The sequence below is a fragment of the Streptomyces griseoruber genome, assembly GCF_001514205.1.
Taxonomy (GTDB): Bacteria; Actinomycetota; Actinomycetes; order Streptomycetales; family Streptomycetaceae; genus Streptomyces; species Streptomyces griseoruber.
Map to the genome: position 1 here is coordinate 373,800 of NZ_KQ948766.1, position 23,134 is coordinate 396,933.

24 protein-coding genes are annotated in these 23,134 nt (G+C 71.6%); 16 read left to right on the forward strand and 8 right to left on the reverse strand.

Annotation, left to right across the window (positions count from 1 at the left end):
- Positions 1-4: 4 nt before the first annotated feature.
- The 5 genes from trhA (at position 5) to AQJ64_RS13910 (ending at position 4,173) form a co-directional block, all read left to right on the forward strand.
- Positions 5-718 carry a PAQR family membrane homeostasis protein TrhA gene (gene trhA / locus AQJ64_RS13890; protein ID WP_055638171.1) on the forward strand — a complete coding sequence of 238 codons (714 nt, stop codon included), beginning with the start codon at positions 5-7 and terminating at the stop codon, positions 716-718.
- 117 nt (positions 719-835) lie between these two features.
- Complete coding sequence (locus AQJ64_RS13895) at positions 836-2,395, forward strand: MFS transporter (RefSeq protein WP_059202665.1); 1,560 nt, start codon at positions 836-838, stop codon at positions 2,393-2,395.
- 11 nt (positions 2,396-2,406) lie between these two features.
- Positions 2,407-3,036 (forward strand): TetR/AcrR family transcriptional regulator, encoded by a 630-nt coding sequence (locus AQJ64_RS13900; protein ID WP_211286480.1) that lies wholly within the window; start codon positions 2,407-2,409, stop codon positions 3,034-3,036.
- A 33-nt stretch (positions 3,037-3,069) separates the two neighbouring features.
- Entirely contained in the window at positions 3,070-3,801 is a 732-nt protein-coding gene (locus tag AQJ64_RS13905; RefSeq protein ID WP_055634748.1) for a Mut7-C RNAse domain-containing protein, read from the forward strand.
- A gap of 48 nt (positions 3,802-3,849) precedes the next feature.
- Positions 3,850-4,173, forward strand: a complete 324-nt coding sequence (locus tag AQJ64_RS13910; protein WP_055634747.1) for a hypothetical protein — start codon at positions 3,850-3,852, stop codon at positions 4,171-4,173.
- A gap of 9 nt (positions 4,174-4,182) precedes the next feature.
- Here AQJ64_RS13910 and AQJ64_RS13915 read toward each other — a convergent pair whose 3' ends face one another.
- A complete protein-coding gene (locus tag AQJ64_RS13915; protein ID WP_055634746.1) occupies positions 4,183-6,216 on the reverse strand; it encodes a thioredoxin domain-containing protein in 2,034 nt (677 codons plus the stop codon).
- Between the two features lie 155 nt (positions 6,217-6,371).
- Here AQJ64_RS13915 and AQJ64_RS13920 point away from each other — a divergent pair, with 155 nt between their 5' ends.
- Positions 6,372-9,581 (forward strand): tetratricopeptide repeat protein, encoded by a 3,210-nt coding sequence (locus AQJ64_RS13920; protein WP_055634745.1) that lies wholly within the window; start codon positions 6,372-6,374, stop codon positions 9,579-9,581.
- Positions 9,582-9,657: 76 nt separating this feature from the next.
- Here the strand turns inward: AQJ64_RS13920 and AQJ64_RS13925 are convergent, their stop codons facing one another.
- Complete coding sequence (locus AQJ64_RS13925) at positions 9,658-9,915, reverse strand: hypothetical protein (protein WP_055634744.1); 258 nt, start codon at positions 9,913-9,915, stop codon at positions 9,658-9,660.
- Positions 9,908-10,768: a mycothiol conjugate amidase Mca gene (gene mca / locus AQJ64_RS13930; protein WP_055634743.1), complete on the reverse strand. Its 861-nt coding sequence runs from the start codon at positions 10,766-10,768 to the stop codon at positions 9,908-9,910. The genes AQJ64_RS13925 and mca overlap by 8 nt, the downstream gene beginning before the upstream one ends.
- Before the next feature lie 135 nt (positions 10,769-10,903).
- On the opposite strand from mca, the gene AQJ64_RS13935 reads away from it, so the two are divergent.
- A complete protein-coding gene (locus AQJ64_RS13935; protein ID WP_055634742.1) occupies positions 10,904-11,305 on the forward strand; it encodes a DUF4307 domain-containing protein in 402 nt (133 codons plus the stop codon).
- Positions 11,306-11,481: 176 nt separating this feature from the next.
- Positions 11,482-11,982 carry a transcription elongation factor GreA gene (greA, locus tag AQJ64_RS13940; protein ID WP_055634741.1) on the forward strand — a complete coding sequence of 167 codons (501 nt, stop codon included), beginning with the start codon at positions 11,482-11,484 and terminating at the stop codon, positions 11,980-11,982.
- Positions 11,983-12,214: 232 nt separating this feature from the next.
- Here the strand turns inward: greA and AQJ64_RS13945 are convergent, their stop codons facing one another.
- The 3 genes from AQJ64_RS13945 to ilvA form a co-directional block, all read right to left on the reverse strand.
- Positions 12,215-13,012: an ABC transporter permease gene (locus tag AQJ64_RS13945; RefSeq protein WP_206189733.1), complete on the reverse strand. Its 798-nt coding sequence runs from the start codon at positions 13,010-13,012 to the stop codon at positions 12,215-12,217.
- A gap of 175 nt (positions 13,013-13,187) precedes the next feature.
- On the reverse strand, positions 13,188-14,231 hold the full coding sequence (locus AQJ64_RS13950; protein ID WP_055634739.1) for an ATP-binding cassette domain-containing protein: 1,044 nt from the start codon (positions 14,229-14,231) through the stop codon (positions 13,188-13,190).
- A 186-nt stretch (positions 14,232-14,417) separates the two neighbouring features.
- Positions 14,418-15,647, reverse strand: a complete 1,230-nt coding sequence (ilvA, locus tag AQJ64_RS13955) for a threonine ammonia-lyase (protein WP_055634738.1) — start codon at positions 15,645-15,647, stop codon at positions 14,418-14,420.
- A 167-nt stretch (positions 15,648-15,814) separates the two neighbouring features.
- Between ilvA and AQJ64_RS13960 the strand changes: the two genes are divergently transcribed.
- The 3 genes from AQJ64_RS13960 to AQJ64_RS13970 all read left to right on the forward strand — a co-directional run bounded on the left by AQJ64_RS13960 (position 15,815) and on the right by AQJ64_RS13970 (position 17,291).
- The gene (locus tag AQJ64_RS13960) at positions 15,815-16,324 is read left to right on the forward strand and encodes a MarR family winged helix-turn-helix transcriptional regulator (RefSeq protein WP_079061644.1); all 510 of its coding nucleotides are present in this window, start codon (positions 15,815-15,817) and stop codon (positions 16,322-16,324) included.
- Between the two features lie 212 nt (positions 16,325-16,536).
- Positions 16,537-17,046: a SigE family RNA polymerase sigma factor gene (locus AQJ64_RS13965; RefSeq protein ID WP_055634737.1), complete on the forward strand. Its 510-nt coding sequence runs from the start codon at positions 16,537-16,539 to the stop codon at positions 17,044-17,046.
- Positions 17,043-17,291, forward strand: a complete 249-nt coding sequence (locus tag AQJ64_RS13970) for a hypothetical protein (RefSeq protein WP_055634736.1) — start codon at positions 17,043-17,045, stop codon at positions 17,289-17,291. Before AQJ64_RS13965 ends, AQJ64_RS13970 begins: the two co-directional genes overlap by 4 nt.
- 26 nt (positions 17,292-17,317) lie before the next feature.
- On the opposite strand, the gene AQJ64_RS13975 is transcribed toward AQJ64_RS13970, so the two are convergent.
- A complete protein-coding gene (locus tag AQJ64_RS13975; protein ID WP_055634735.1) occupies positions 17,318-18,472 on the reverse strand; it encodes a cystathionine gamma-synthase in 1,155 nt (384 codons plus the stop codon).
- A gap of 145 nt (positions 18,473-18,617) precedes the next feature.
- On the opposite strand from AQJ64_RS13975, the gene AQJ64_RS13980 reads away from it, so the two are divergent.
- From AQJ64_RS13980 to AQJ64_RS13990, 3 genes are all read left to right on the forward strand, one after another.
- A complete protein-coding gene (locus tag AQJ64_RS13980; protein WP_055634734.1) occupies positions 18,618-19,736 on the forward strand; it encodes a hypothetical protein in 1,119 nt (372 codons plus the stop codon).
- Between the two features lie 145 nt (positions 19,737-19,881).
- The gene (gene msrA, locus AQJ64_RS13985; protein WP_055634733.1) at positions 19,882-20,595 is read left to right on the forward strand and encodes a peptide-methionine (S)-S-oxide reductase MsrA; all 714 of its coding nucleotides are present in this window, start codon (positions 19,882-19,884) and stop codon (positions 20,593-20,595) included.
- 126 nt (positions 20,596-20,721) lie between these two features.
- Positions 20,722-20,910 carry a DUF4291 family protein gene (locus AQJ64_RS13990; RefSeq protein WP_055634732.1) on the forward strand — a complete coding sequence of 63 codons (189 nt, stop codon included), beginning with the start codon at positions 20,722-20,724 and terminating at the stop codon, positions 20,908-20,910.
- Positions 20,911-21,050: 140 nt separating this feature from the next.
- Here AQJ64_RS13990 and AQJ64_RS13995 read toward each other — a convergent pair whose 3' ends face one another.
- On the reverse strand, positions 21,051-21,644 hold the full coding sequence (locus AQJ64_RS13995; RefSeq protein WP_055634731.1) for a DUF4291 domain-containing protein: 594 nt from the start codon (positions 21,642-21,644) through the stop codon (positions 21,051-21,053).
- Between the two features lie 206 nt (positions 21,645-21,850).
- Here AQJ64_RS13995 and AQJ64_RS14000 point away from each other — a divergent pair, with 206 nt between their 5' ends.
- Both AQJ64_RS14000 and AQJ64_RS14005 read left to right on the forward strand, forming a co-directional pair.
- On the forward strand, positions 21,851-22,123 hold the full coding sequence (locus AQJ64_RS14000) for a hypothetical protein (protein WP_055634730.1): 273 nt from the start codon (positions 21,851-21,853) through the stop codon (positions 22,121-22,123).
- Between the two features lie 54 nt (positions 22,124-22,177).
- Entirely contained in the window at positions 22,178-22,861 is a 684-nt protein-coding gene (locus AQJ64_RS14005) for a hypothetical protein (RefSeq protein ID WP_159060285.1), read from the forward strand.
- The last annotated feature ends 273 nt before the right edge of the window (positions 22,862-23,134 follow it).

The following is a 23,134-nucleotide window of genomic DNA, read 5'->3' on the forward strand; positions in this document are numbered from 1 at the left end:
GCCTATGACTGCGCCCGTCCCCGACGCGCCCACGGACACGCCGGCCGCCGGCCGCGGTCCCGCCGCGCTCTCCCTGTCGCAAGAGATCAAGCCCAAGCTCCGCGGCTGGCTGCATCTCGGCATGTTCCCGGCCGCGCTGATCGCGGGCCTGGTCCTCACCGCCCTCGCGGACTCCACCCGGGGCCGGATCGCCTGCGGGATCTACGCGCTCACCGCCTGCCTGCTGTTCGGCGTGAGCGCGCTGTACCACCGGGGCAACTGGAACGCGCGCATGGACGGCATCCTGCGCCGCCTCGACCACGCCAACATCTTCCTGATCATCGCGGGCACCTACACCCCGCTGACCCTGCTGCTCCTGCCGGAGACCAAGGGCCTGTGGCTGCTGTGGGGCATCTGGGGCGCGGCGCTCGCGGGCATCGCCTTCCGGGTGTTCTGGGTCGGCGCCCCGCGCTGGCTCTACACCCCCTGCTACATCGCGATGGGCTGGGCGGCCGTCTTCTTCCTGCCGGACTTCATGCGCACCGGCGGTATCGCGGTGCTGGTCCTGGTCGTCGTCGGCGGGCTCCTCTACAGCGCGGGCGGCGTGATCTACGGCATCAAGCGGCCCAACCCGTCACCTCGGTGGTTCGGCTTCCACGAGGTCTTCCACACCTTGACGCTGGCCGCGTTCATCGTCCACTACGTCGGCATCTCGCTGGTGGCGTACCAGCACGCGTAGCGTCGGTTTTCAGCCTTCCCAGGGCCACGGCTTCCGAGCCGCGGCCCTTTTTTTCGTGCCCGGCGCACCCGTCACGGGAATTGACACTCACTAGGTTTTGAGAGCTACTCTCATTTCATGGCTACTGTCACGAACGTTTCCGGGGCGGGACGCGACCCCCGCCGCTGGTGGGCCCTCGCGGCCCTGGTCGCCAGCATGCTGACGCTCGGCTTCGACATGACGATCCTCAACGTGGCGCTCCCGACGATGGCGCGCGACCTCGGCGCCACCACCGGCGAGCAGCAGTGGATGGCGGACGCCTACGTCGTCGTCTTCGCGGCGCTGATGCTCCCCGCCGGCCTCCTCGGCGACCGCTTCGGCCGCCGCCGGATGCTGATCACCGGACTCGGGATCTTCCTGGCCGGCTCACTGCTGGGCGCGCTGGCCGACGAGGTGAACTGGGTCGTCGCGGCCCGCGCCTTCATGGGCGTCGGCGGCGCGCTCGTCACCCCGCTCGCCCTGTCCGTACTGCCCTCGCTCTTCGGCCCCGACGAGCGCACCAAGGCCATCGGCGTGATCTCCGCCGCCTCCGCGCTCGGCCTGCCGCTCGGCCCGATCATCGGCGGCTGGCTCCTCGACCACTTCTGGTGGGGCTCGGTCTTCCTGGTCAACGTGCCGATGGCCGCGATCGGCATCACCGCCTGCGTCCTGCTGCTGCCCGAGACCCGCGACCCCGCCTCCCCCCGGGTCGACACCCTGTCCACCGCGCTCACCGCCACCGGCCTCGGCGCGCTCATCTACGCGATCATCGAGGCGCCCACCCGCGGCTGGGGCGATCCGCTGGTGCTCGGCATGTTCGGCGCGGCGGTGGCCCTGATCGCCGCTCTGGTGCTGCGCGAGCGGCGCGTCGAGCGGCCGATGCTCGACATGGCGCTGCTCGCCGACCGCGGCTTCCTGTTCAACACGCTCGCCGCGACCCTGGTGATGTTCGTCCTGTCCGGCCTGATGTTCGTCCTGCCCCCGTACCTCCAGGCCGTCCTCGGCAACGACGCGCTCGGCACCGGCGTACGGCTGCTGCCGCTGATGGGCGGTCTGCTGGTCGCCTCCCGGGCCGCCCAGCCGGTCGTCACCCGGTTCGGCCCGCGGGCCGTCGTCAGCGCCGGCCTGATGGTGCTGGCCTTCGCCGCCCTCCTCGGCACCCGTACGACGGTCGACTCGGGCTACGGCTTCACCGCGCTCTGGCTGTCGATCACCGGTTTCGGCTTCGGTTTCGCGGTCGTGCCCGCGATGGACGGCGCCCTCGGCGCCCTGCCCGCCGACCGGGCCGGCAGCGGCTCCGGGCTGCTGATGACCCTGCGCCAGGTCGGCGCCGCGATCGGGATCGCCCTGCTCGGCTCCCTGCTCTCGGGCGCCTTCCGCGACCGCCTCGACGTCGCCGGCCTGCCCGCCGGGGCCGCCGACACCGCACGGGACTCGGTCGTCGCCGCGCGCATCGTCGCCGAGCAGGCGGGCTCCGCCCACCTCGCCGCCTCCGCGAACGACGCGTATGTGCACGGCATGACCCTGGCCCTGCTGGTGTGCGGGATCGCCGCCCTGGTCTCGGCCCTCCTGGCGGCGGCCTTCCTGCCGGGGACCACGGCGGCCCGCCGCACCGGCAGCCCGCGGCCCGACGTGGCCGCGCACAAGGCGGATGCCTGAGAATGAACCCCATGACGGCCGCCCGCACCTCCACCCCCGCCGACCGCCCCCAGCCGGGTCTGCGTGAGCGCAAGAAGATCAAGACGCGCGAGGCGATCCGCACCGCGACGTACGCGCTGATCAAGGAGCAGGGGTACGACGCCACGACGATCGACCAGATCGCCGAGCGCGCCGAGGTGTCGCCGTCGACCGTCTTCCGCTACTTCCCGACCAAGGAGGACATCGTCCTCACGGACGAGTACGACCCGGTCCTGCTGGAGGAACTGCGGGCCCGCCCGGCGGACGAGCCCTGGGCGCAGTCCGTCCGGTACGTGATGCAGGAGGCCGTGCGCACCGGCATGGAGGAGGACCCGGAGGTGGCACGCATCCGCACCCATCTGCTGGCCCAGGTTCCCGCGGTGCGCTCGCGGATGATGGAGAGCATGTCGGTCACCGGCCGGATGTTCGCCACCGCCGTCGCCGAGCGCACCGGCCTCGACCCCGACAGCCTGGAGGTGCGGGTACACACGATGTCGCTCATCGGCGGTCTGATGGAGACCTCGATGTACTGGGCCGAGCACGGCCACGAGGGGGACTTCCCCGCTCTCCTCGACCGCGCCCTGGACGTCCTCCAGAACGGCCTGACCGTCGAAAACCCCTGAGCCGGGCCCGGCCCACCGTGCCATCCTGACCAGGTGAACCCACCCGAGATCCACGTCGAAGTCGCCTCCGAGCTGGCCCTGTTCGTCCCGCACGCCCGCCGGACCGGCGCCCACCCGCTCGCCGTCGACGGCGTCTCCACCCTCGGCCATGTCGTCGAGTCCCTCGGCGTCCCGCTGACGGAGGTCGGCACCCTCGTGGTCGACGGCCGCGAGGTCCCGGTCGCGCACATCCCGGCGGACGGCGAGCGGGTGACGGTCCGCCCGGTCGCCCGCCCCCAGCAGGTCCCCGGCGCGCCCCTGCGGTTCCTCCTCGACGTCCACCTCGGCACCCTCGCCCGCCGGCTGCGCCTGCTCGGCGTGGACACGGCCTACGAGTCCACCGACATCGGCGACCCGGCCCTCGCCGCCCGGTCCGCCGCCGAGCAGCGGGTCATGCTCAGCCGCGACCGGGGCCTGCTGCGCCGCCGCGAGCTGTGGGCCGGCGCCTACATCTACAGCACCCGCCCGGAGGACCAACTCCGCGACGTCCTCGACCGGTTCCGCCCCGCCCTCGACCCCTGGACCCGCTGCACCGCCTGCAACGGCCTGCTGCGCGAAGCCACCAAGGACGAGGTCGCCGACCAGCTCGAACACGGCACCCACCGCTCCTACGACGTCTTCGCCCAGTGCACCGCCTGCGGCCGCGCCTACTGGAAGGGCGCCCACCACCAGCAACTGGAGGCGATCGTCGAGGACGCCCTGAGCATGCGCGCACAGGAGAACTGAGTACGACGGCCCCTCCCCCGCCACGCCGTCGCACGATGGGATGGCGCCATGGACACCACCGCGCACCGGCAGACCGACCGCTTCCTCATCGGGTGGGCGGCGGCCGGACTCGTCTCGCTCCTGCCGACCGTCGGCCTCGCCTGGCTGGCCGTGTGGTCCGGAGAGCGCGGCAGCCGCTGCCTCACCTACGGCGAGCGGTGCTCGACGGTCGACGGCACCACCCTGTACACACTGTTCTGGCTGTCCGTGCTCGCCGGCCTGACCGCGCTGGTGTGGCGCCGGGCCGGCGCGTCGTACGTGAGGCCCGCGGCCGTGCTGGTGCAGTGGGGCGCTCAGCTGACGCTCGGCGCCATGATCCTCACCGGCGCCTGAGCCGCTGCGTCAGTCGCCCAGCGCCGCGCGGAGCCGTTCCGGGTCGGTCGTCGGGGCGTCGCAGGTGAAGTTGCGGCAGACGTACGCCGTCGGTTCCCCGTCCCTCAGGGTCCGGTCCGCGAGCAGCGGGAACTCCTCGCTGCCGACCGTGCCGTACGCCACCACCGCCCCCGGCGCGGCACCGAGCAGCGCGGTGCGCAGCAGGGTCCTCGCGGCCGGATCGTCGACATCGGCCGCCACCACGGCCACCTCGCGCGGCCCGTCCAGCAGCGCCTCGGCGGCGGCGAGCCCCCACCCGATGAACCGGGGCACCCGCGGCCCCAGCGCCTTGACGACCCCGAGGGCCTTCTCGGCGGCGGTGCGGTGCGGCTCGGAACCGGTGTGCGCGGCATAGCCCAGCAGCGCGCCGGCGGCGGCGGTCCAGCCGGAGGGCACGGCGTTGTCGGTCGGGTCCTGCGGCCTGCGGATCAGCCGCTCGGCGTCGGCGGCCGTGTCGTACAGCGCCCCCGACTCCGGGTCGGCGAATCGCACCAGGACATGGTCGAGCAGGAACCCGGCGAACTCCAGCCAGACCCCCTCCCCGGTGACCGAGGCCAGCGCGAGGAACCCCTCGGCGACATCGGCGTAGTCCTCCAGCACCCCGGCATTCGCGCCGGCCCGCCCGTCCTTGCTGGTACGGGAGAGCCGGGCCTGCTCGTCGAGGTGCAGCCGTACGAGGAGATCGGCGGCGCCCACGGCCGCGGCCACCAGGTCGGGGCGGTCGAAGTAGGCGCCGGTCTCGGCGAGGGCGGCGATCGCGAGCCCGTTCCAGGCGGCGACGACCTTGTCGTCCCGGCCGGGCGCGGGGCGCTCGGCCCGCTTCCGCAGCAGCCGCTCCCTGATCCCGGCGATCTTCTCCGCGTCGAAGACGCTGTCCTGCTGGGGCAGCCGGAGCACGGAGGCGCCCTGCTCGAAGGTGCCTTCCTCCGTGACCCCGAAGTAGTGCATCGCGAGCCGCGCGTCCTCGGCGCCGAGCGCCTCGGTCAGCTGCTCGGGCGTCCACACGTAGTACACGCCCTCGACGTGCTTCCCGGTCCCGTCGTCGCTGTCGGCGTCGAGCGCCGAGGCGAACCCGCCCTCCCCGGTCCGCAGCTCCCGCACCATGAAGTCGGCCGTCTCCAGGGCGACCCGCCGGGCCAGCTCGGAGCCGGTGGCCCGCCAGAGATGCGCGTACACGCGGCACAGCAGCGCATTGTCGTACAACATCTTCTCGAAGTGCGGCACGGTCCAGTCGCGGTCGACCGAGTACCGGGCGAACCCGCCGCCGAGCTGGTCGTAGATCCCGCCCCGCGCCATCCGCTCACAGGTGTCCTGGGCCATCTGGAGCGCACCCTCGGCCCCGGTGCGGGCGTGATGCCGCAGCAGGAACTCGACCACCATGGACGGCGGGAACTTCGGCGCCCCGCCGAACCCGCCGCGCTGCGGGTCGTACTCCCGGGTCAGCCCCAGCAGCGCCTGCGACAGCTCCTGCTCCCCCGGCGCCTCCGCGTCCCCGAAGGAGATCTCCCGCTCCGACAGATCCCGCACGATCTTCCCGGCGACCTCCGCGACCTCCTCCCGCCGCTCGCCCCAGGCCTGCCGGACCCCCTCCAGCACCTGCCGGAACGAGGGCATGCCGTGCCGGGGCTCCGGCGGGAAGTACGTACCGAAGTAGAACGGCTCCGCGTCCGGCGTCAGGAACACCGTCATCGGCCACCCGCCCTGCCCGGTCGCGGCCTGCACGGCCTCCATGTAGACGGCGTCCACGTCGGGACGCTCCTCACGGTCGACCTTGACACTCACGAAACCCGCGTTGAGCCGCTCCGCGGTCTCGGGGTCCTCGAAGGACTCGTGGGCCATGACATGACACCAGTGGCAGCTGCTGTACCCGACGCTGAGCAGCACCGGGACCCCGCGCCGCCGCGCCTCCTCGAAGGCCTCCTCGGACCAGGGCCACCAGTCGACCGGGTTGTCGGCGTGCTGGAGCAGATACGGAGACGTCTCATGGGCCAGTCGGTTCGGCATGGGGTCCATCCTGCCCCAGTACCCGGCGGCGGGCAGCGGGGCGAGGGTGGTGTCCGATCGGAAACCCTCCGTAACCCTTCGCCCTCTCGCGCCACGGGAGTCGTCCGCCGCACACTTGACCGGACGGACGCCGTGCCGCCGGAGGGGGACGGGACATGCGGGACAGTCACAAGGCAGAGGCCGAGCGGTTGTTGGCGCGGGCCGTGGAGGAAGAGGTACGGCGGTCGGGCGGGCGCACCGACCGGCAGGTGCTGATGACCAGGGCGCGCGGGGCACTGGACGCGATGGCGCAGACCGCCGCCGCGGAGTACGAGGCCTACGCCCGCGCCCTGGACGAACGGGACGCCGGACGGGTCAGCTTCGCGCAGCGGTACGCCCAGGAGGGCGGCGGGCGGACTCCCTTACTGGTAGCGGGAGTTGCCGCCGTGACGACCGCGGTCGCCGACCTCGCGCTCGGGACCGGTCCCGGCACGGCCCTCGGGGCCGGAGTGGCGGTCGGCGTGGTCGGGGCCGCGGCGACCGTGGTGAAGGTGGCCGGCTCGCACCTGCCGGCCGCGCACCACCACGCCGGCGAGGCCGGACAGCCGGGCGGCGCCGAGCAGTTGCGGTTGCAGTGGCTGACGGCGCTGGAGGTACGCGGGATCCGCCCGTTCCTCGACCAGCAGCGGGTGCTGGACGCGACGACCGGACCGCGGCCGAAGAAGGCGCCCGGCCCGCAGTTGAAGGGCGCGGACAAGAGCGCGGCGGCACGCGGGCGGACCGTGCTGGAGCAGTCGTTCGGCCAACTGCCGGAGCCGGTCGGCCCGTTCGCCGGACGCCGGGCGGAGCTGGCACAGATCCGGCAGTGGGTGCAGTCGGCCCGGGCGAGCACCGAGACCAGACCCACGGTCGTCGTGCTGCACGGCCCGCCCGGCAGCGGCCGCAGCGCGCTCGCGATACGCGCCGCACACGATCTGCGCGACCAGTTCCGCGGCGCCTGCGTCGTCGATCTGCGCGGCGACAGCGCCCAGGGCGCCCCGCTGGCCACCCGGGACGCCCTGCTGCACCTGCTGAACCGCCTCGGCGCCCCCCGCGAACAGCTCCTCTTCCGCGAGCGCTCGTCCCCCGACCAGCAGGTCAAACGCCTCGCCGACCTCTACTACCAGCACCTCACCGGCCTGCCGGTCGTCGTCCTCCTCGACGACGCCGGCGACCCCGAGCAGGTGCGCACCCTCGTCCCGGAACGCTCCGACAGCCTGGTCCTGGTCACCGCCCGCGACCCGCTGGACCTCCCCGCCGAGCTGTCCGCCTGGGCACACCGGCTCCCGGTACGGCCCCTGGAGGCGGCGGGCGCGGAGGAACTGCTGAGCGCCGCCGCCCAGGACGCCTCCGCACCGTACGACGCCGAATCCGCCGAACGGATAAGGGAGTTGTGCGGCGGGCTGCCACTGGCGCTGCGGATCGCGGGCTCCTCGCTGGGCCCGCGCTCACCACGCGGACTGGCCACGGACCTCGGGGCGTACGGCCCGGTCGGACCCGTCGAGCGCGCCCTGTGGCTGCGCTACACCGACCAGCCCGAAGGCACCCGCCGGCTGCTGCGGCGGCTGGCCCTGGCCGGACGGGCCTCGCTCGGCGCCGCCGCGGCCGCCGCCCTCCTGGCCACCGACCGCGCGGAGGCGACCCGGCATCTGACCGCCCTCGCGGACGCGGGCCTCGTCGACCGGGTGCGCCGCGACCGCTACCGGCTGCACGACCTGGTCCGCGCCTTCGCCCAGGCCCGGCTGCTCGACGAGGAGGAGCAGACCGAGCTCACGGCCGCCCAGGAACGCCTGATCGTCAGCTACGCCGAGCTCGCCGACTCCGTGCTGCGGCTGGTCGACGGCAACATGTCGACCCGCTCGGACCGGTTCACCCCGCACGGCTTCACCTCCCTCGACGAGGCCCTGCGCTGGCTGGACGACGAGTCGAGCTTCATCACCGCGACCCTGCGCCAGGCGGAGGGCGTGCACGAGACGGCCGTACTGAGCCTGCTGGGCGCGCTGTGCGACTACTGCCTGCTGCGCGGCGACCTCTACCGCCTCGGCGAGATCAGCGAGCTGGCCCAGTCGGTCGGCCAGGACCTGCTGGTGCGGTCCGTGCAGTGGCGCACCGGCATCGCGGCCCGGCAGCTGGGCGAGCTGGACAAGGCCCGGACCACCCTGGCCTCGGTCGTCGACCTCTACCTCCAGGCCCATCACGACGCCGGCGCGGCCCGGGCCCTGTGCTCCCTGGGCATCACCCTGCACCACCAGGGCAGCCTCACCGAGGCGGCGGCCAAGCTGCGGGAGGCGCTGGACCTCCAGGCCGCGCCCGAGCTGGCCACGGACCGCGCCTGGACCATGCACGCCCTGGCCGCCGTGGAACGCGACCGGGCCCGGCTCGGCGAAGCCCTGGACCTGCTGACCCGCTCCCTGGTGCTGCACCGCGAGGGCGGTTCCGTGCACGGGGAGGCCTGGGCCCACTTCCAGCTCGGCCAGCTCAACCTGCGCCGCGGCGACGTCCCGGCCGCGGAGGCCGACCTGAACCGCGCCCTCGACCTGTACGGCCGTACCCGCGACGAACGCGGTGCGGCCTGGGCCCTGACCCAGCTGGCCCGGGCCCGCATGATCGCCGGTGACCCGGCCCCGGCGGTGGAGGGACTGCGCGCGGCGGCGGCCCGGCACCGCGCCAACGAGGACGCCCGCGGCGAGGCCTGGACCGTGTACTACCTGGGCCTCGCCCTCGAGGAGACCGGCGACCTGGACTCCTCCGTGCGCGAGCTGGAACGCTCGCGCACCCTGTTCTCCCGGATGCGTGACGTCTACGGCCTGGCCTGCGCCCGCCATCACTCGGCACGGGTCACCCGGGACCAGCGGGCCGCCCAGACCGGCTCCCTGCGCAACTCCGGTTTCGCCCGGCAGCTCCTCGTCGACGCCCGCGCCGACTTCCAGCGCATCGGGGTCTCCCACGGTGAGGCGTGGACCTGTCTGGAGCTGGCGATCATCGAGGCGGGCAACGCCCGCGCCCAGCAGGCCCTGGCCCTGTGCGACGAGGCGGCGGGCCTGTTCTCCTCCTACGGCGACCGCCGCGGCGAGGACTGGGCCCGCTTCCTGCGCTGCACCCTCCTGCCGTACGGCGCACCGGGCGGCGCGGCGGTGGGCACGGCCGTGGCCCAGGAGGAACTGGCCCAGCTGAGCCGCACCGCCCACCCCCTGCGGGACACCAAGCTGTCCGAGTCCCTCGCCGCCTACGCCGTCCTCCTGGAACGCGGCATCCGTCCGGAGACGGGCTGGCAGGCCTGGCGCCTCGGGCTGGTGCCCGGCCGGCACGAACGGGAGGTGATGGGGGTGGCGGTGAACGAGGCGTAGGCGGGCACGCGGGCTCAGCAGCGGGACGGTTCCCCCTCCTGAGCCCGGGCGCCCGGCCGGGTGCGCCCGGCCCCGATCAGCCCTTGGCCGGAGAGGTCTTGCTCGTCGAGCCCGGGGCGGCGGCGGGGGTCTCCTCGCCGTCCGGGGCTTCCTTGAAGTCGACCTTGCCCATGTGCTTGTTCATCGACTTCATCAGGGCCCACACCGCCACCGCCATCGCCGCGAACACGATGAAGCCGAGGACACCGGGGGTGACCTTGTTCTCGTCGACCTCCTTGGCGAGGGGGACGAGATGCGTCATTGCCAGGCTCACGCTTGCGCTCATGTCAGGCATTGTCCCGGACGCCCGCAAAGAGGTCGTCCTCGGGGATGGACGTATCGACGAGAGCCTTCGCGAGCTCGTACTCCTCGGTCGGCCAGACCTCCTTCTGGATCTCCATCGGCACCCGGAACCAGCCGCCGTCGGGGTCGATCTGCGTGGCGTGGGCGATCAGCGCCTTGTCACGGATCTCGAAGAACTCGGCGCACGGGATGTGCGTGGTGAGCGTGCGCTCCTTCACCCCGAACTCCTCCCAGCGCTTGAGCCACTCCCCGTAGGGCGACTCCAGGCCGCGGTCGCGCATCGCATGGTGCAGCGCCTCGGTACGGGGGCGGTTGAAGCCCTGGTTGTAGTACAGCTTCAGCGGCCGGTACGCGGGCCCGAACTCGTCCTCCGGGTACTTCGCGGTGTCGTCCGCGCCCTCGAACGCCACCATCGAGATCTTGTGGGTCATGATGTGGTCGGGGTGCGGATAGCCGCCGTTCTCGTCGTAGGTGGTGATCACCTGGGGACGGAAGGAGCGGATCTGCTTCACCAGCTCGCCGGCCGCCTTGTCGACGTCCTCCAGCGCGAAGCAGCCCTCGGGCAGCGGCGGCAGCGGGTCGCCCTCGGGCAGGCCCGAGTCGACGAAGCCGAGCCACTCCTGCCGGACGCCGAGGATCTCGCGGGCCTCGTCCATCTCCTTCTTGCGTACCTCGTGGATGTGCTCCTCGATGTACTTGTCGCCCTGAAGCTTGGGGTTGAGGATGGAGCCGCGCTCCCCGCCCGTGCAGGTCACCACCAGCACGTCCACCCCCTCGGACACGTACTTCGCCATGGTGGCCGCGCCCTTGCTCGACTCGTCGTCGGGGTGCGCGTGCACGGCCATCAGTCGCAGCTGGTCAGTCAAGACTCAATCCTCGGTAAGTCGGCGCCCGTGTGAGCCGGCGCGATCGCAGGCTTCTATAGTGACCGAATCGGGGGGCGAATAATTCCAGGGCCCTGGCCTGCCGAGAGGACGATCATGAGTACGGCGAGCACCCGCGTGCCGGAGGGCCGCTACGGCCGCGCCTCGGACGAACGGGCCGACCGCACCCTGAAGATCGTGGGCGCCGTGCTCGGCGGGGTCCTGCTCGTGATCGTCGGATACTTCGCCTACCACTACGTCGGCCAGAACAAGATCAGCGCCGAGGTGATCACCTTCAAGGCGACCTCGGACGACGCCGTCGAGGTGCACCTGGAGGTCCGCAAGGACGCGGGGGCGAGCGGCTACTGCACGGTCCGCTCCCAGTCGGCCGACGGCGCCGAGGTGGGCCGCGCGGACTTCCGCTTCTCCGGTTCGGACACCCGGATCGACAAGGTGGTCACCCTCCGCACGACGGCCAAGGGCACCACGGCCGAGCTGCTCGGCTGTCACGCCGACTGAGGGCGCCCCGTCCTCCGCATTGCGTACACGCTGACCTGCGTTGACGTAATTCTGGTGGCTTATGTCCTCCCCCTTTGCCCGCGGAATTGTTAGGCTCGTGGTTTCGCCCATCCCCTGAGGAACATGCTTGAGGGTAGGGCGATGCTTTGTATTCCCAGTACCGACGAGGAGCACCTGTGACCCAGACCAGCGAGTCCGTCACCTGGCTTACCCAGGAGGCGTACAACAAGCTCAAGGAAGAGCTTGAGCACCTTACTGGTCCTGCGCGCACGGAGATCGCCGCCAAGATCGCGGCCGCGCGCGAGGAGGGCGACCTGCGCGAGAACGGCGGGTACCACGCGGCCAAGGAGGAGCAGGGCAAGCAGGAGCTTCGCGTGCGCCAGCTGACCCAGCTCCTCGAGAACGCCAAGGTCGGCGAGGCTCCGGCCTCCGCGGACGGTGCCGTGGCGCCCGGCATGGTCGTGACGATCGCCTTCGACGGTGACGAGGACGACACCATGACGTTCCTGCTCGCCTCGCGCGAGTACGCGAGCGCCGACGTCGAGACCTACTCGCCGCAGTCCCCGCTGGGCACCGGCGTGATCGGTCACAAGGTCGGCGAGGACGCGGAGTACGAGCTGCCGAACGGCAAGAAGGCCTCCGTGCGCATCCTCAAGGCCGAGCCCTACAGCGGCTGAGCCACCGCCTCACTCTCCTGACGAGCCCCTGGCGCCCGAGCCGCCGGGGGCTTCGCCATGTCGTCGGGTGGTCCGGATGCTGCATGGGCCAGGCGTCGGAGGGTGACTGTCCGGGGTTGGCGAACATCGGGCAGTGGCCACGCGGACCGATGAGAGACGACCGAGCCCCCTCCTCGATCTTGGAGAGGGTTCTGGCCGGCGCATCCAGCAGACGAAGTTGAGGCGCCCGTGATCAGCCGGCTGCCCGGCGGTACTTGCGGACCGCGAGCGTGCGGAAGATCGCGACGATCACCACCGAGTAGATGATCGAGGCCCAGACAGGGTGGGCCATCGGCCATGCGTCGGACGGGGAGACGCCCGGGTCTCCGAAGAGCTTGCGGCAGGCCTGGACGGTGGCGCTGAACGGGTTCCACTCGGCGATGGGTTGCAGCCAGGACGCCATCTGGGAGGAGTCCACGAACGCGTTGGATATGAAGGTCACCGGGAAGAGCCAGATCAGCCCGCCGGAGGTGGCCGCCTCGGGGGTGCGGACGGTCAGGCCGATCAGGGCGCCGATCCAGGTGAACGCGTAGCCGAGGAGGAGGAGCAGGCCGAAGCCGGCGATGACCTTGCCGAAGTTGGTGGGCTCCGCGAAGCCGGGGCGCCAGCCGACCAGGAGCGCGACGACGGCCAGGACGAGCAGGGTGAGCGCCGTCTGGACGAGGTCGGCCATGGTGCGGCCGGTGAGCACCGCGCCGCGCGCCATGGGCAGGGAACGGAAGCGGTCGATCAGGCCCTTGTGCATGTCGTCGGCTATGCCCGCGCCCGCACCGGCGGTGGCGAAGGTGACGGTCTGCGCGAAGATGCCGGCCATCAGGAAGTTCTTGTAGACGTCCGGGTCGGTGGAGCCGCCGATGTTCATCGAGCCGCCGAAGACGTACGTGAAGAGGACCACGAACATGATCGGCTGGATCAGCCCGAAAATAACCATTTCAGGAATCCGACTCATGCGAATCAGATTCCTGCGGGCGATGACCAGGGAGTCGTTCATGGCACTCACTTCGCCGACTCCTTCCCTGAGGTGAAACCCGACCAACACGGGCGAACAGGATTCGGAATCCGTGACATCCGAATCAAGTTGCGTTTTGCAACGACCAGTGGGTCGCGGACGGACTGGCCCATGGGGTGGGCGGGGGCCGTTCCCCGGACGGTGTCGGTGACGGCGGTCATACCGTGGCCTCCTTTCCCTTCTGCCTGCCCTTGCTCCTGTCCTGGCCCTGCCGGTCGCCGTTCCCCTCGGCCTTCTCCTCGGCCTTCTCCTCGGCCTTCTCCTCGGCCATGTGTCCGGTCAGGGACAGGAAGACGTCGTCGAGGGTCGGGCGGCGCAGGCCTATGTCGTCCATCTCTATGCCGCGGGTGTCCAGCTCCCGGATGACCTCGGCCAGGAGCTTGGCGCCGCCGGTGACGGGCACGGTGAGGCAGCGGGTGTGCTCCTCGACGGTGGTCTCGCCCTTGCCGAAGCCGGCGAGCACCTCGCGGGCGACGGAGATCTGCTCCCGTTCGTGGACCACGACCTCGATGCGCTCGCCGCCGGTGCGGGCCTTGAGCTCGTCGGAGGTGCCGCGGGCGATGACCTTGCCGTGGTCGACGACCGCGATGTCGTGCGCGAGGTGGTCGGCCTCCTCCAGATACTGGGTGGTGAGCAGCAGTGTCGTACCGCCGGAGACGAGGCGCTTGATCACGTCCCACAGGAGCTGGCGGTTGCGGGGGTCGAGGCCGGTCGTCGGCTCGTCCATGAACATGACCGGCGGTGAGACCACCAGTGCCGCGGCCAGGTCGAGCCGGCGGCGCATACCTCCGGAGTAGGTCCTGGCCGTGCGGTCGGCGGCCTCGGTGAGGTCGAACTGCTCCAGCAGTTCCTCGGCGCGGGCCTTCGCGGGCCTCGCCCTCATCTGGTAGAGCTGTCCGACCATCTGCAGGTTCTCACGGCCGGTGAGGTATTCGTCGACCGCCGCGAACTGGCCGGACAGGCCGATCGAGCGGCGCACCTCGTTGGGGTGCTTGAGCACATCGAGGCCGGCGACCTGCAGCCGCCCGCTGTCAGGGCGCAGGAGGGTGGTCAGGCAGCGGACCGCGGTGGTCTTGCCCGCGCCGTTCGGCCCGAGCAGGCCGAGGACGGTGCCCTCCGGGACGTCCAGGTCAACGCCGTCCAGAGCCCTTACGTCACCGAAGGTCTTGACCAGGCCTTCGGCATAGATGGCGCCTGGCATAAAAGTTCTCCACGTCTTCGGGGATTCCTTCGAAAAGCCTAGGTTTGCGCTGTTTCGGACGCCCGACAGGCGACCACGCATCCACCATAACGCGATGTATCGCGACTCACCAGAGAGTTCGCTCGCATGAGTGAGCGAACGGGCTCCGACCTGCGCGTTCACCGGACTCCCGGCACTCGCGACGGGTCAGACGACGACCGTGTACCCCGCGTCGCGCAGGGCCTGGCCGACCTCGGCGCAGTGCGCCGGCCCCTTCGTCTCCAGGTGCAGCTCGACCTCCGCCTCGGTCAGCCCGAGCCTCGGATCGGTCCGCACATGGCTCACGTCGAGAACGTTGGCGTCGACCACTGACAACACCCCCAGCAGCGTCGCGAGCGCACCCGGCCGGTCCGTCAGCCGCACGCTGACCGCCAGGTAGCGGCCCTGCGCGGCCATGCCGTGCCGCAGCACGCGCTGCATCAGCACCGGGTCGACGTTGCCGCCGGACAGCACCGCGACCACCGGGCCCTCGAAGGTGCCGGGCTCGCTCAGCAGCGCCGCGACCGGACTCGCCCCCGCCGGTTCGACGACCAGCTTGGCCCGCTCCAGGCACAGCAGCAGCGCGGCGGACAGCTCGCCCTCCGACACCGTGCGCACCTCGTCCACCAGATCGCCGACGATCCCGAACGGCACGTCACCGGGACGGCCGACCTTGATCCCGTCGGCCATCGTCGCCGGCGCCTCGATCGACACCGGCCGGCCGGCCGCCAGCGAGGGCGGATACGCCGCAGCCCCCTCCGCCTGGACGCCCACGATCCGCACCTCCGGCCGCAGCGACTTCACCGCGACCGCGACACCCGCCGCGAGGCCCCCGCCGCCGATCCCGACGACGACCGTGCCCACCTGCGGACACTGCTCCAGGATCTCCAGGCCGACCGTCCCCTGCCCCGCGATCACATCGGCGTGGTCGAAGGGATGGATGAACACCGCGCCCGTCCGCTCCGCGTACTCCTGCGCGGCGGCCAGCGTTTCGTCGACCACCTGACCGTGCAGGCGCACCTCCGCGCCGTACTCCCGGGTCGCGCTGATCTTCGGCAGCGGGGCGCCCTTGGGCATGAACACCGTGGAGCGCACTCCCAGCAGCGCCGACGCCAGCGCCACGCCCTGCGCGTGGTTGCCCGCGCTCGCCGCGACCACCCCGGCGGCCCGCTCCTCCGGCAGCAGCCCCGCGATCCGCACATACGCGCCGCGCAGCTTGAACGATCCCGTCCGCTGGAGGTTCTCGCACTTGAGGTGCACCGGCGCCCCGACGAGCTGGGACAGATGCCTGCTGCCCTCCATCGCCGTCATCCGCGCCACGCCCGAGAGCATCTTCTGTGCGCCGCGCACATCGTCGAGGGTGACGGGCCGCAAGGAGTCAGCCGTGCCATAGCTCATGACATCAGCATCGCAGTTCACAGGCGGGAACGGCCGCTGTGACCAACCACCGAGACTGGTTTGCGCAGCGCCGGTACGACCCGGCTTCCGGCCGCGTACTCTGTCCCCCATTCCTGACAGCACCCCCTTCATGAAGTGAGCCCCCGGCCATGCCCACAACACCTGAAATGTCGATGGACATGACGACCGTCGGTGACACCGGTCTTCTCGACACGCTGCAGCACGAGGTCGCGGTCTTCGCCCGCCGGGCCGAACAGACCCGCCTGGGCGGCGTCGGACAGGTGCGCAACTCCATGGACCGCGCCGCGTACCTGCTGCTCAACCGTCTCGACAAGGAAGGCCCCATGGGCGTCAAGGCGCTCGCGGCCAGCATGGGGATCGACTCGTCGACCGTCACCCGGCAGGTGGCCCCCCTCGTCGACACCGGCCTGGTCAAGCGGACCTCGCACCCCGAGGACGGGCGGGCCGTGGTGCTCCAGCTCTCCCCGCGCGGGCAGTCGCGGCTGGAGGAAGTACGGTCCTCCCGGCGGCAGTTGATGGCCGAGCTGACCGAGGACTGGGCTCCGGAGGAGCGGGAGGCGTTCTGCTCCCTCCTCACCCGCTTCAACGTCGCCCTGTCCTCGCGCATGGCCGCCCAGGGCCTACCGGGCGCGGAGCCGGCACCGGCCGCTTCCTGAGGACCGGGGCACACACGCGTGCGGGGCGGTCTCCCGCCGGGGGTGCGTGGTTCTCGTACGCGACATGCATACGGCGCGTGCGCGGCTCTTGACCGAAAGCCCACCCCTGGCCTCATATGAGACCGGGTCCCTCCGCGCCGTACGTGGTGCCGCAACCGTGCTCCGCCGGGGTCCGTTTCCAGGGGGTCGCCGGCGGGCGGGAGGCGCGCGCGATGCGAGAGAGGCGTACGGTCCAGGAAGCCCGCCGGGCCCGGGAGTTCGAGGCGTTCCTGGCCGGGGCGGGCGGACGGCTGCTGGGGACCGCCACCCTGCTCACCGCGGAGACGGCGGAGGACAACCCGCGCGCGCGGCGTCTGCTGACCCACGCCCTCGCGCACACGTACGCGTGCTGGGACCGGCTGCGCGGCGAGGACCCGTACAACCACGCGCGGGAGTGCCTGGCCGTCCGCTTCGCGCGCGGCACCTGGCACCGGTACGGCGTTCTGCCGTTCGGCCGCGCCCGCGCGCGGCCCGCCGGACCGCTGGCCGTGCTCTCCGCCCAGCACCGGCTCGTCGTGGTCCTGCGGCTGCACGAGGGGGTCGCCGAGGAGCAGGTGGCGGCGCTGCTCGGGCTGCCCGCGGATCGGATCCACCTGATCGTCGACCGGGCGACCACGGTCCTGCTGCATCCGCCTCGGGGGCCGGCCCCCGCGCGCGTGAGCGCGAAGGCGGCCACCTCGTGAACCGGCCCGAACGGGAGGCCGCCGTACGGCAGATGATGGAGCGGACCGCACCGCGGGTCCCGGCCGGCCTGCACGCGGACGTGCTCCGGCTGGGCGGCCGTATGCTGCGGCGCCGGACGATCGCCCTGCGGCTGCTGTGGCTGCTGCTGTTCGCGGCGACCGTGGCCTTCGTGGTCTGGGCGGCCACGGCCCGCCCCTGGGTGGAGCCGCCCTCGCAGACGACTCCACCGGTCACCGACTGGTGACCACCGCGCGGCAGGCCTCGCGGGGGCTATCCCAGGGCCTGCTGAAGGTCCTCGAGCAGGTCGTCGACGTTCTCGATGCCCACGGAGAGCCGGACCAGGTCGGCGGGCACCTCCAGCGCCGAGCCCGCCACCGAGGCGTGCGTCATCCGGCCGGGGTGCTCGATGAGGGACTCGACGCCGCCCAGGGACTCGCCGAGCGTGAACACCTTGGCGCGGTTGCAGACCTCGACCGCCGCCTCCTCGCCGCCGGTGACACGGAAGGAGATCATGCCGCCGAAGGACCGCATCTGCTTGGCCGCGACCTCGTGGCCGGGGTGCTCGGGCAGGCCCGGGTAGAGCACCTGCGTCACGCGCGCGTGGCGGGTCAGCATGTCGGCGACCCTGGTGGCGTTCTCGCTGTGCCGGTCCATGCGCACCGACAGCGTCTTGGTGCCGCGCAGCACCAGCCAGGAGTCGAAGGGCCCGGCGACCGCGCCCATCGCGTTCTGGTGGAACGCCAGTTCCTCGCCGAGCGTCTCGTCGGCCGTGATCAGCGCGCCGCCGACGACGTCGGAGTGGCCGCCCATGTACTTGGTCAGGGAGTGCACCACGACGTCCGCGCCGAGCGCCAGCGGCTGCTGGAGATAGGGCGTGGCGAAGGTGTTGTCGACGACGAGCTTCGCGCCCGCGTCCCGGGCGATCTGGGCGACGGTGGCGATGTCGGTGATGCCGAGCAGCGGGTTGGAGGGGGTCTCCACCCACACGGCCTTGGTCTTCGGGGTGATCGCGGCCCGTACGGAGGAGGGGTCGCTGGTGTCGGCGACCGACCACTCCACGCCCCAGCGGGCGACGACCTTGGCGAAGAGGCGGAAGGTACCGCCGTACGCGTCGTTGGGGATGACCACGTGGTCACCGGGGCTGAGCAGCGTACGCAACAGGCAGTCCTCGGCCGCCAGTCCGGAAGCGAACGCAAGTCCTCGGCGGCCGCCCTCGAGGGCCGCGAGGTTCTCCTCCAGGGCGGTGCGGGTCGGGTTGGCGCTGCGGCTGTACTCGTAGCCGCCGCGCAGGCCGCCGACGCCGTCCTGCTTGTAGGTCGAGACCTGGTAGATCGGCGGGACGACCGCGCCGGTGAGGGGATCGGCGGTGTTGCCCGCGTGGATCGCGAGGGTCTCGAAGTGCTGACTGATGTGCCTGTCGCTCATGGGCACCGAGCGTAGTGCGCTCGCGGGACTGCTGCCGGACGGCCGCCCGGCGGCCGGGCCGCGCCCCCGACCGGGAAAGACGTTTTTCCACAGGCTCCCGGGCCGGGGTTGGCCAATTGTCGGCGGCGTCTGGTTCGCTTGAGACATGGAAATTCTCTGGGTCCTGATGGCTCTGATCATGATCAGCTTCGTGCTGCTGCCGTTCCTGCGGCGTCGGCGCGGCATGATCGAGCAGGTCCCGGCGGGCCACCCGGACGCCGCGGACCCGGCCGACTACGGCTTCGTGCGCACGGAGGAGCTGGACATCCGTATGCCCGGCCCCGACCAGGACCTGCTGGACGTCCTGGACGTGGTGCAGCACACCCAGGACTACCGGGCGGCACAGCAGCTGCTGGCCGGCACGGAGATCGAGGGCGAGCTGCGCTGGCAGCGGGTGCAGGCCTTCGCGGGCGCGGCCGCGCTGGAACTCCAGCAGCGGCCGGGCGGGGTGAGTGAGGCGCCGGGCGGGCAGTGGCTGCGGGTGTGGCGGGCGGAGGCGCCCAAGGACCCGGGCGGCGCGGCGGTGCACGCCGAGTTCCTGGTCCAGCAGGCCTGGCGGACGTCGACGCCGGGCACGGACGACTTCCGGATCATCATGGAGGAGGCGAAGGACGCCTGCGGCCAGGCGGCGCTGCTCTCCCCCGGTGACCCGGTGCCGTACATCGTCGAGCTGTCGGTGGCGCGCGGCCTGCACTACACGCGGTCCGAGTTCGAGCAGCTCTGGCTGAAGATCCTGGACCGCGCTCCCACGCACATGGGCGCGCATCTGGCCGCCCTGCACTACTGGTGCGAGAAGTGGCACGGCTCGCGCGAGCTGGCGACCTCGTTCACGGAGGCCGCCGCGGCCCGCGCGCCCCAGGGTTCCCTGCTCGCCGCGATGCCGCTGTTCGGGGTCTTCGAGCACCTCCCCGAGGTCAACCTGGTCAGCAGCTTCTACCAGAGCGAGGTCGTGACGAAGGCGATCCACGGCGCCCTGTTCACGGTCCACGCGGCCCGCCCCGACGACCCGATGCTGGCGCACGTCCGCCATCTGCTGATCTTCTTCCTCGTCCGCAGCGAACGCTGGGCCGAGGCCATGAACCAGCTGATACACGTCGACGGCCATGTCGGCGCCCTCCCCTGGACCCTCTCCCCGGACCCGGCGGGCGAGTTCGCCGTCTACCGGGCACTGGCGGTGGCGGGCTACGAGGCGAACGGCGGCAGCCCGGCGACGCTCCCGCACTGACCCCGGACGGCGGGCGCCACGGCAGGACGTGCCCGGAATGCGGGACGGCGCCGCGCGGTTCTCCAGGCTGCCGCCCGCAGGGGGGGCACCGTCGGTCGCCATCGGATCGGCGCCGTCCCGGAGCCACGACAGAGGAGCCCGCGCCATGCTGTTCGGCCGTACGCCCGTCCTGCCCACCGCCGAGCAGGCGCTGCCGGGCCGCCCGCAACCGATCTACACGGTCCCCGACCGCCACACCGTCCTCGGCACCCCGCTGCTCGGCCCCCACCCCGAGGGCCATGAGATCGCCGACTTCGGCCTGGGCTGCTTCTGGGGCGCCGAGCGCATGTTCTGGCAGCTCCCGGCCGGCGTGTGGACGACCCTGGTCGGCTACCAGGGCGGCCACACCGAGAACCCCACCTACGAGGAGGTCTGCTCCGGCCTCACCGGCCACACGGAGGTCGTCCGCGTCGTCTTCGACCCCGCCCTCGTCTCCTACGAGCGCCTGCTGAAAACCTTCTGGGAGTCCCACGATCCCACCCAGGGCTTCCGCCAGGGCAACGACGTCGGCACCCCGTACCGCTCGGCGATCTACACCCACACCCCGGCCCACGCCACCACGGCCGCCGCCTCCCGCACCTCGTACCAGCAGCTCCTGACGGCCTCCGGCCACGGCCCGATCACCACGGAGATCCTCCCGGCGGCGGACCGCGCCTTCTATCCGGCGGAGGGGCACCACCAGCAGTACCTGGCCAGGAATCCGGCGGGGTACTGCGGGGTCGGCGGGACGGGGGTCAAGCTGGGTGACCTGTTCGGGACGAACCGGGAGGCGTCCTGCCCGACGGGTATCGCTCCCGCGCCGGGGCCCACGGACGAGTAGGCGGCAGGTACTTCAGAGCCGCGACGCCGGCAGTCCGCACGGTGCCGCCGTCGGCCCTCTCCGTCGCGGCGAACGAGAGTCGAAACCCCGTGGCCGCCCGAACCGGCCGACTCCACGCTGTACGCCATGGAAGAACCGCACCGCAGGATCCGTGCGGCCCACTCGGAATCCACGATCACCGTCCACCAGGCCTACTCCCCGGAAATCGGCCTGCCCGCCGTCCGCGACGACCGTTTCCCCGCCGCGTGGGAGCGGGGCGGGATGACGTGGATCATCAAGCAGCGTTCGCAGACCTTATTCATGCGGCCGGCATGACTGTGAGCGGCTGCTGGCGCGTTGCTCTTCGACGGACAGCGTCCCTGCGGTGGGAGGCCACCTTGCTTGCCCCTGTCCTGGCGAGCAGGTGCTGCGGTGTGACCCGTGGGTGATGCCGGCCGTTGTGTCCGGACTGCCGGTCAGGGACGCAGGTGGGCCAGTAGTTCGTCACTGGCGGGGTATTCCTGTTCCCGGGGGAGAAGCCGGGTTGCCGAGTCCGGTTCACCGCTGCTGACGAGTGCGTGGATCTCGTGGGCGAGCGGGGTCACGTCTCTGATGGACACGATCCACTCGTTCGCGTAACGCGACGATGCCTCGCCCGAGAGCCCCAGTTGCAGCGAGCGGTGCGGCAGGGGACGCAGGTGCAGGTCGCGTTCGGGATCCCACTGGACACGGGCCGGTGCGCGCTTGAGGTCACGCTGCCAGGTACCGCGATCGGGATGCAGTCCGCGGACGTAACTCGACAGGCACGCGCGGCGCAGCGCCCAGTCGAAGCCGTCGCGAGTGACCTCGACGGCAAGGACGGTCTCCTGCCCGGTGCTCGTGCCCCAGTTGGAGCGGTACATCATCCACATGAAACTGGGCTTAATCCACGTCATCCGGTCAGGCTTCCACGCGGCCGGAAAGCGGCCGTCACGGATGGCGGGCAGTCCGATTTCAGGAGAGTACGCCTGGTAGACGGTGAGGGTGGATGCCGTATGAAGTGCGCGGATCCTGCGGTGCGGTTCTTCCATGGCGTACAGCGTGGAGTCGGCCAGGTCGGGAGGCCACCGATTTTCGACCGCCGCTCGTTGCGACGGTGCACGTCGGACGCAGCACCGTGCGGGTTGCCAGTGCTGTGACCTTGTAGGCCGCCGCGTTGGGGCCGCGCCCGTTCGGATGTGCCGTGACGTCCGTGCCAGTCACGCGAACCGCACCTGGATGCCTGCGTGTGCCTGGCATGATCGCCGACCCGTCGAAGGAGTTGGATGCGCTCTCGCGTATGACTGCCGAACAGATGGCCATGCCGTTCCCGCCCGGCTTTCGCGGCCTGGACGTCGACCATCAGGACCTGGTGATGCCCGACGCGGACGCCCACGGCTACGCGGCGAGCGCCCTCGAAGGACCTCTCTCCGAACAACATCGCACAGGCCTCACGCACATGCGCAGGGTCAACGCCGGCGATCACGCTCAGCCGCACAGGCGCAGGTTTGCGAGGCCGGCCACCAGGTAGAGTCCGCGCGAGATCCTCGCGACACGTCGCTGTGCCGAAAGGGAGGCGAGGCCGGTGGACGCTGGAACCGGGATGGCAGCGGCGGAGTTTCCGGAGGCGGAGTTCCCGTTCGTCGGTGACAACAGCCGCGGCTGCCGTGTCGCCGTGAAGCGGCCGGAGGCGGGGCGACCGGCGTTGGTGCATCTGGTGAAGCGAGGCAAGGGCGAGTTCATACTGTCCGGGCAGGAACGCGGTGCCGGTGCGACCCGAGACACGCTGCCCTCCGTGTACTCCACTGATGACTGTGATGCGCGGCTTCTCCTACCGGTGAACACCACCCACCTGAAGGTCGAGCCGTTCGACGGCGAGCCGTGTTCCTGGGCGATGCGGGTGCTACCGCTGGGGGAGGCGGCGGCGTTCACCGGCGAGCACGTGGGAGAGTCGTCGGATGTCCTGTACCGCTTCGACGCCATGCCGGGACTGCTCGAAGTAGAGGTCGAGAGGGCGCAGGACCATCAGCGGTGGGAGGTGTCGTTCGTCTGCGACCACCAGTTGGGGGGACCGCTGTACGTCGACCGCTTCTGCCGGGAGTGCGAGGCGGTCACCGACCGGGAGACCGAGCGGATCGGCACGCGGCTCGCCGACTACGTGGAGGCGACCGGCGAGGACGGCGGGCGCTTCTTCGTCCCGGGCAGCGGCGTGATCACGTTCGTCTCGGAGGACAACTGTCGGTGGTCGTTACGCGCCGCTCGGCTCTGAGCCCCGGCGAACCAGATGTTCCCGGCGCGGACGCAGGGGCGACCTGGTGCTCCTCCACAAGCGGCCCCGCTCAACCCGAACATCCGCGCCCCGGCGGCTTCGCGGGTCAGCCGACCCTGCGGCCAGGCCGGCCGCACGTCAGCCCGAGGTGGGAAATCCCTCAGTGCCGGGCATGCGACCTGCCGGCAGAGGGCTGTGAACGCGGCTTGACATGGAACATCAAAGCCGCGTTCACAGACCGCGACCGTCCTGCTCGCCGCATCGGGCAGCTGG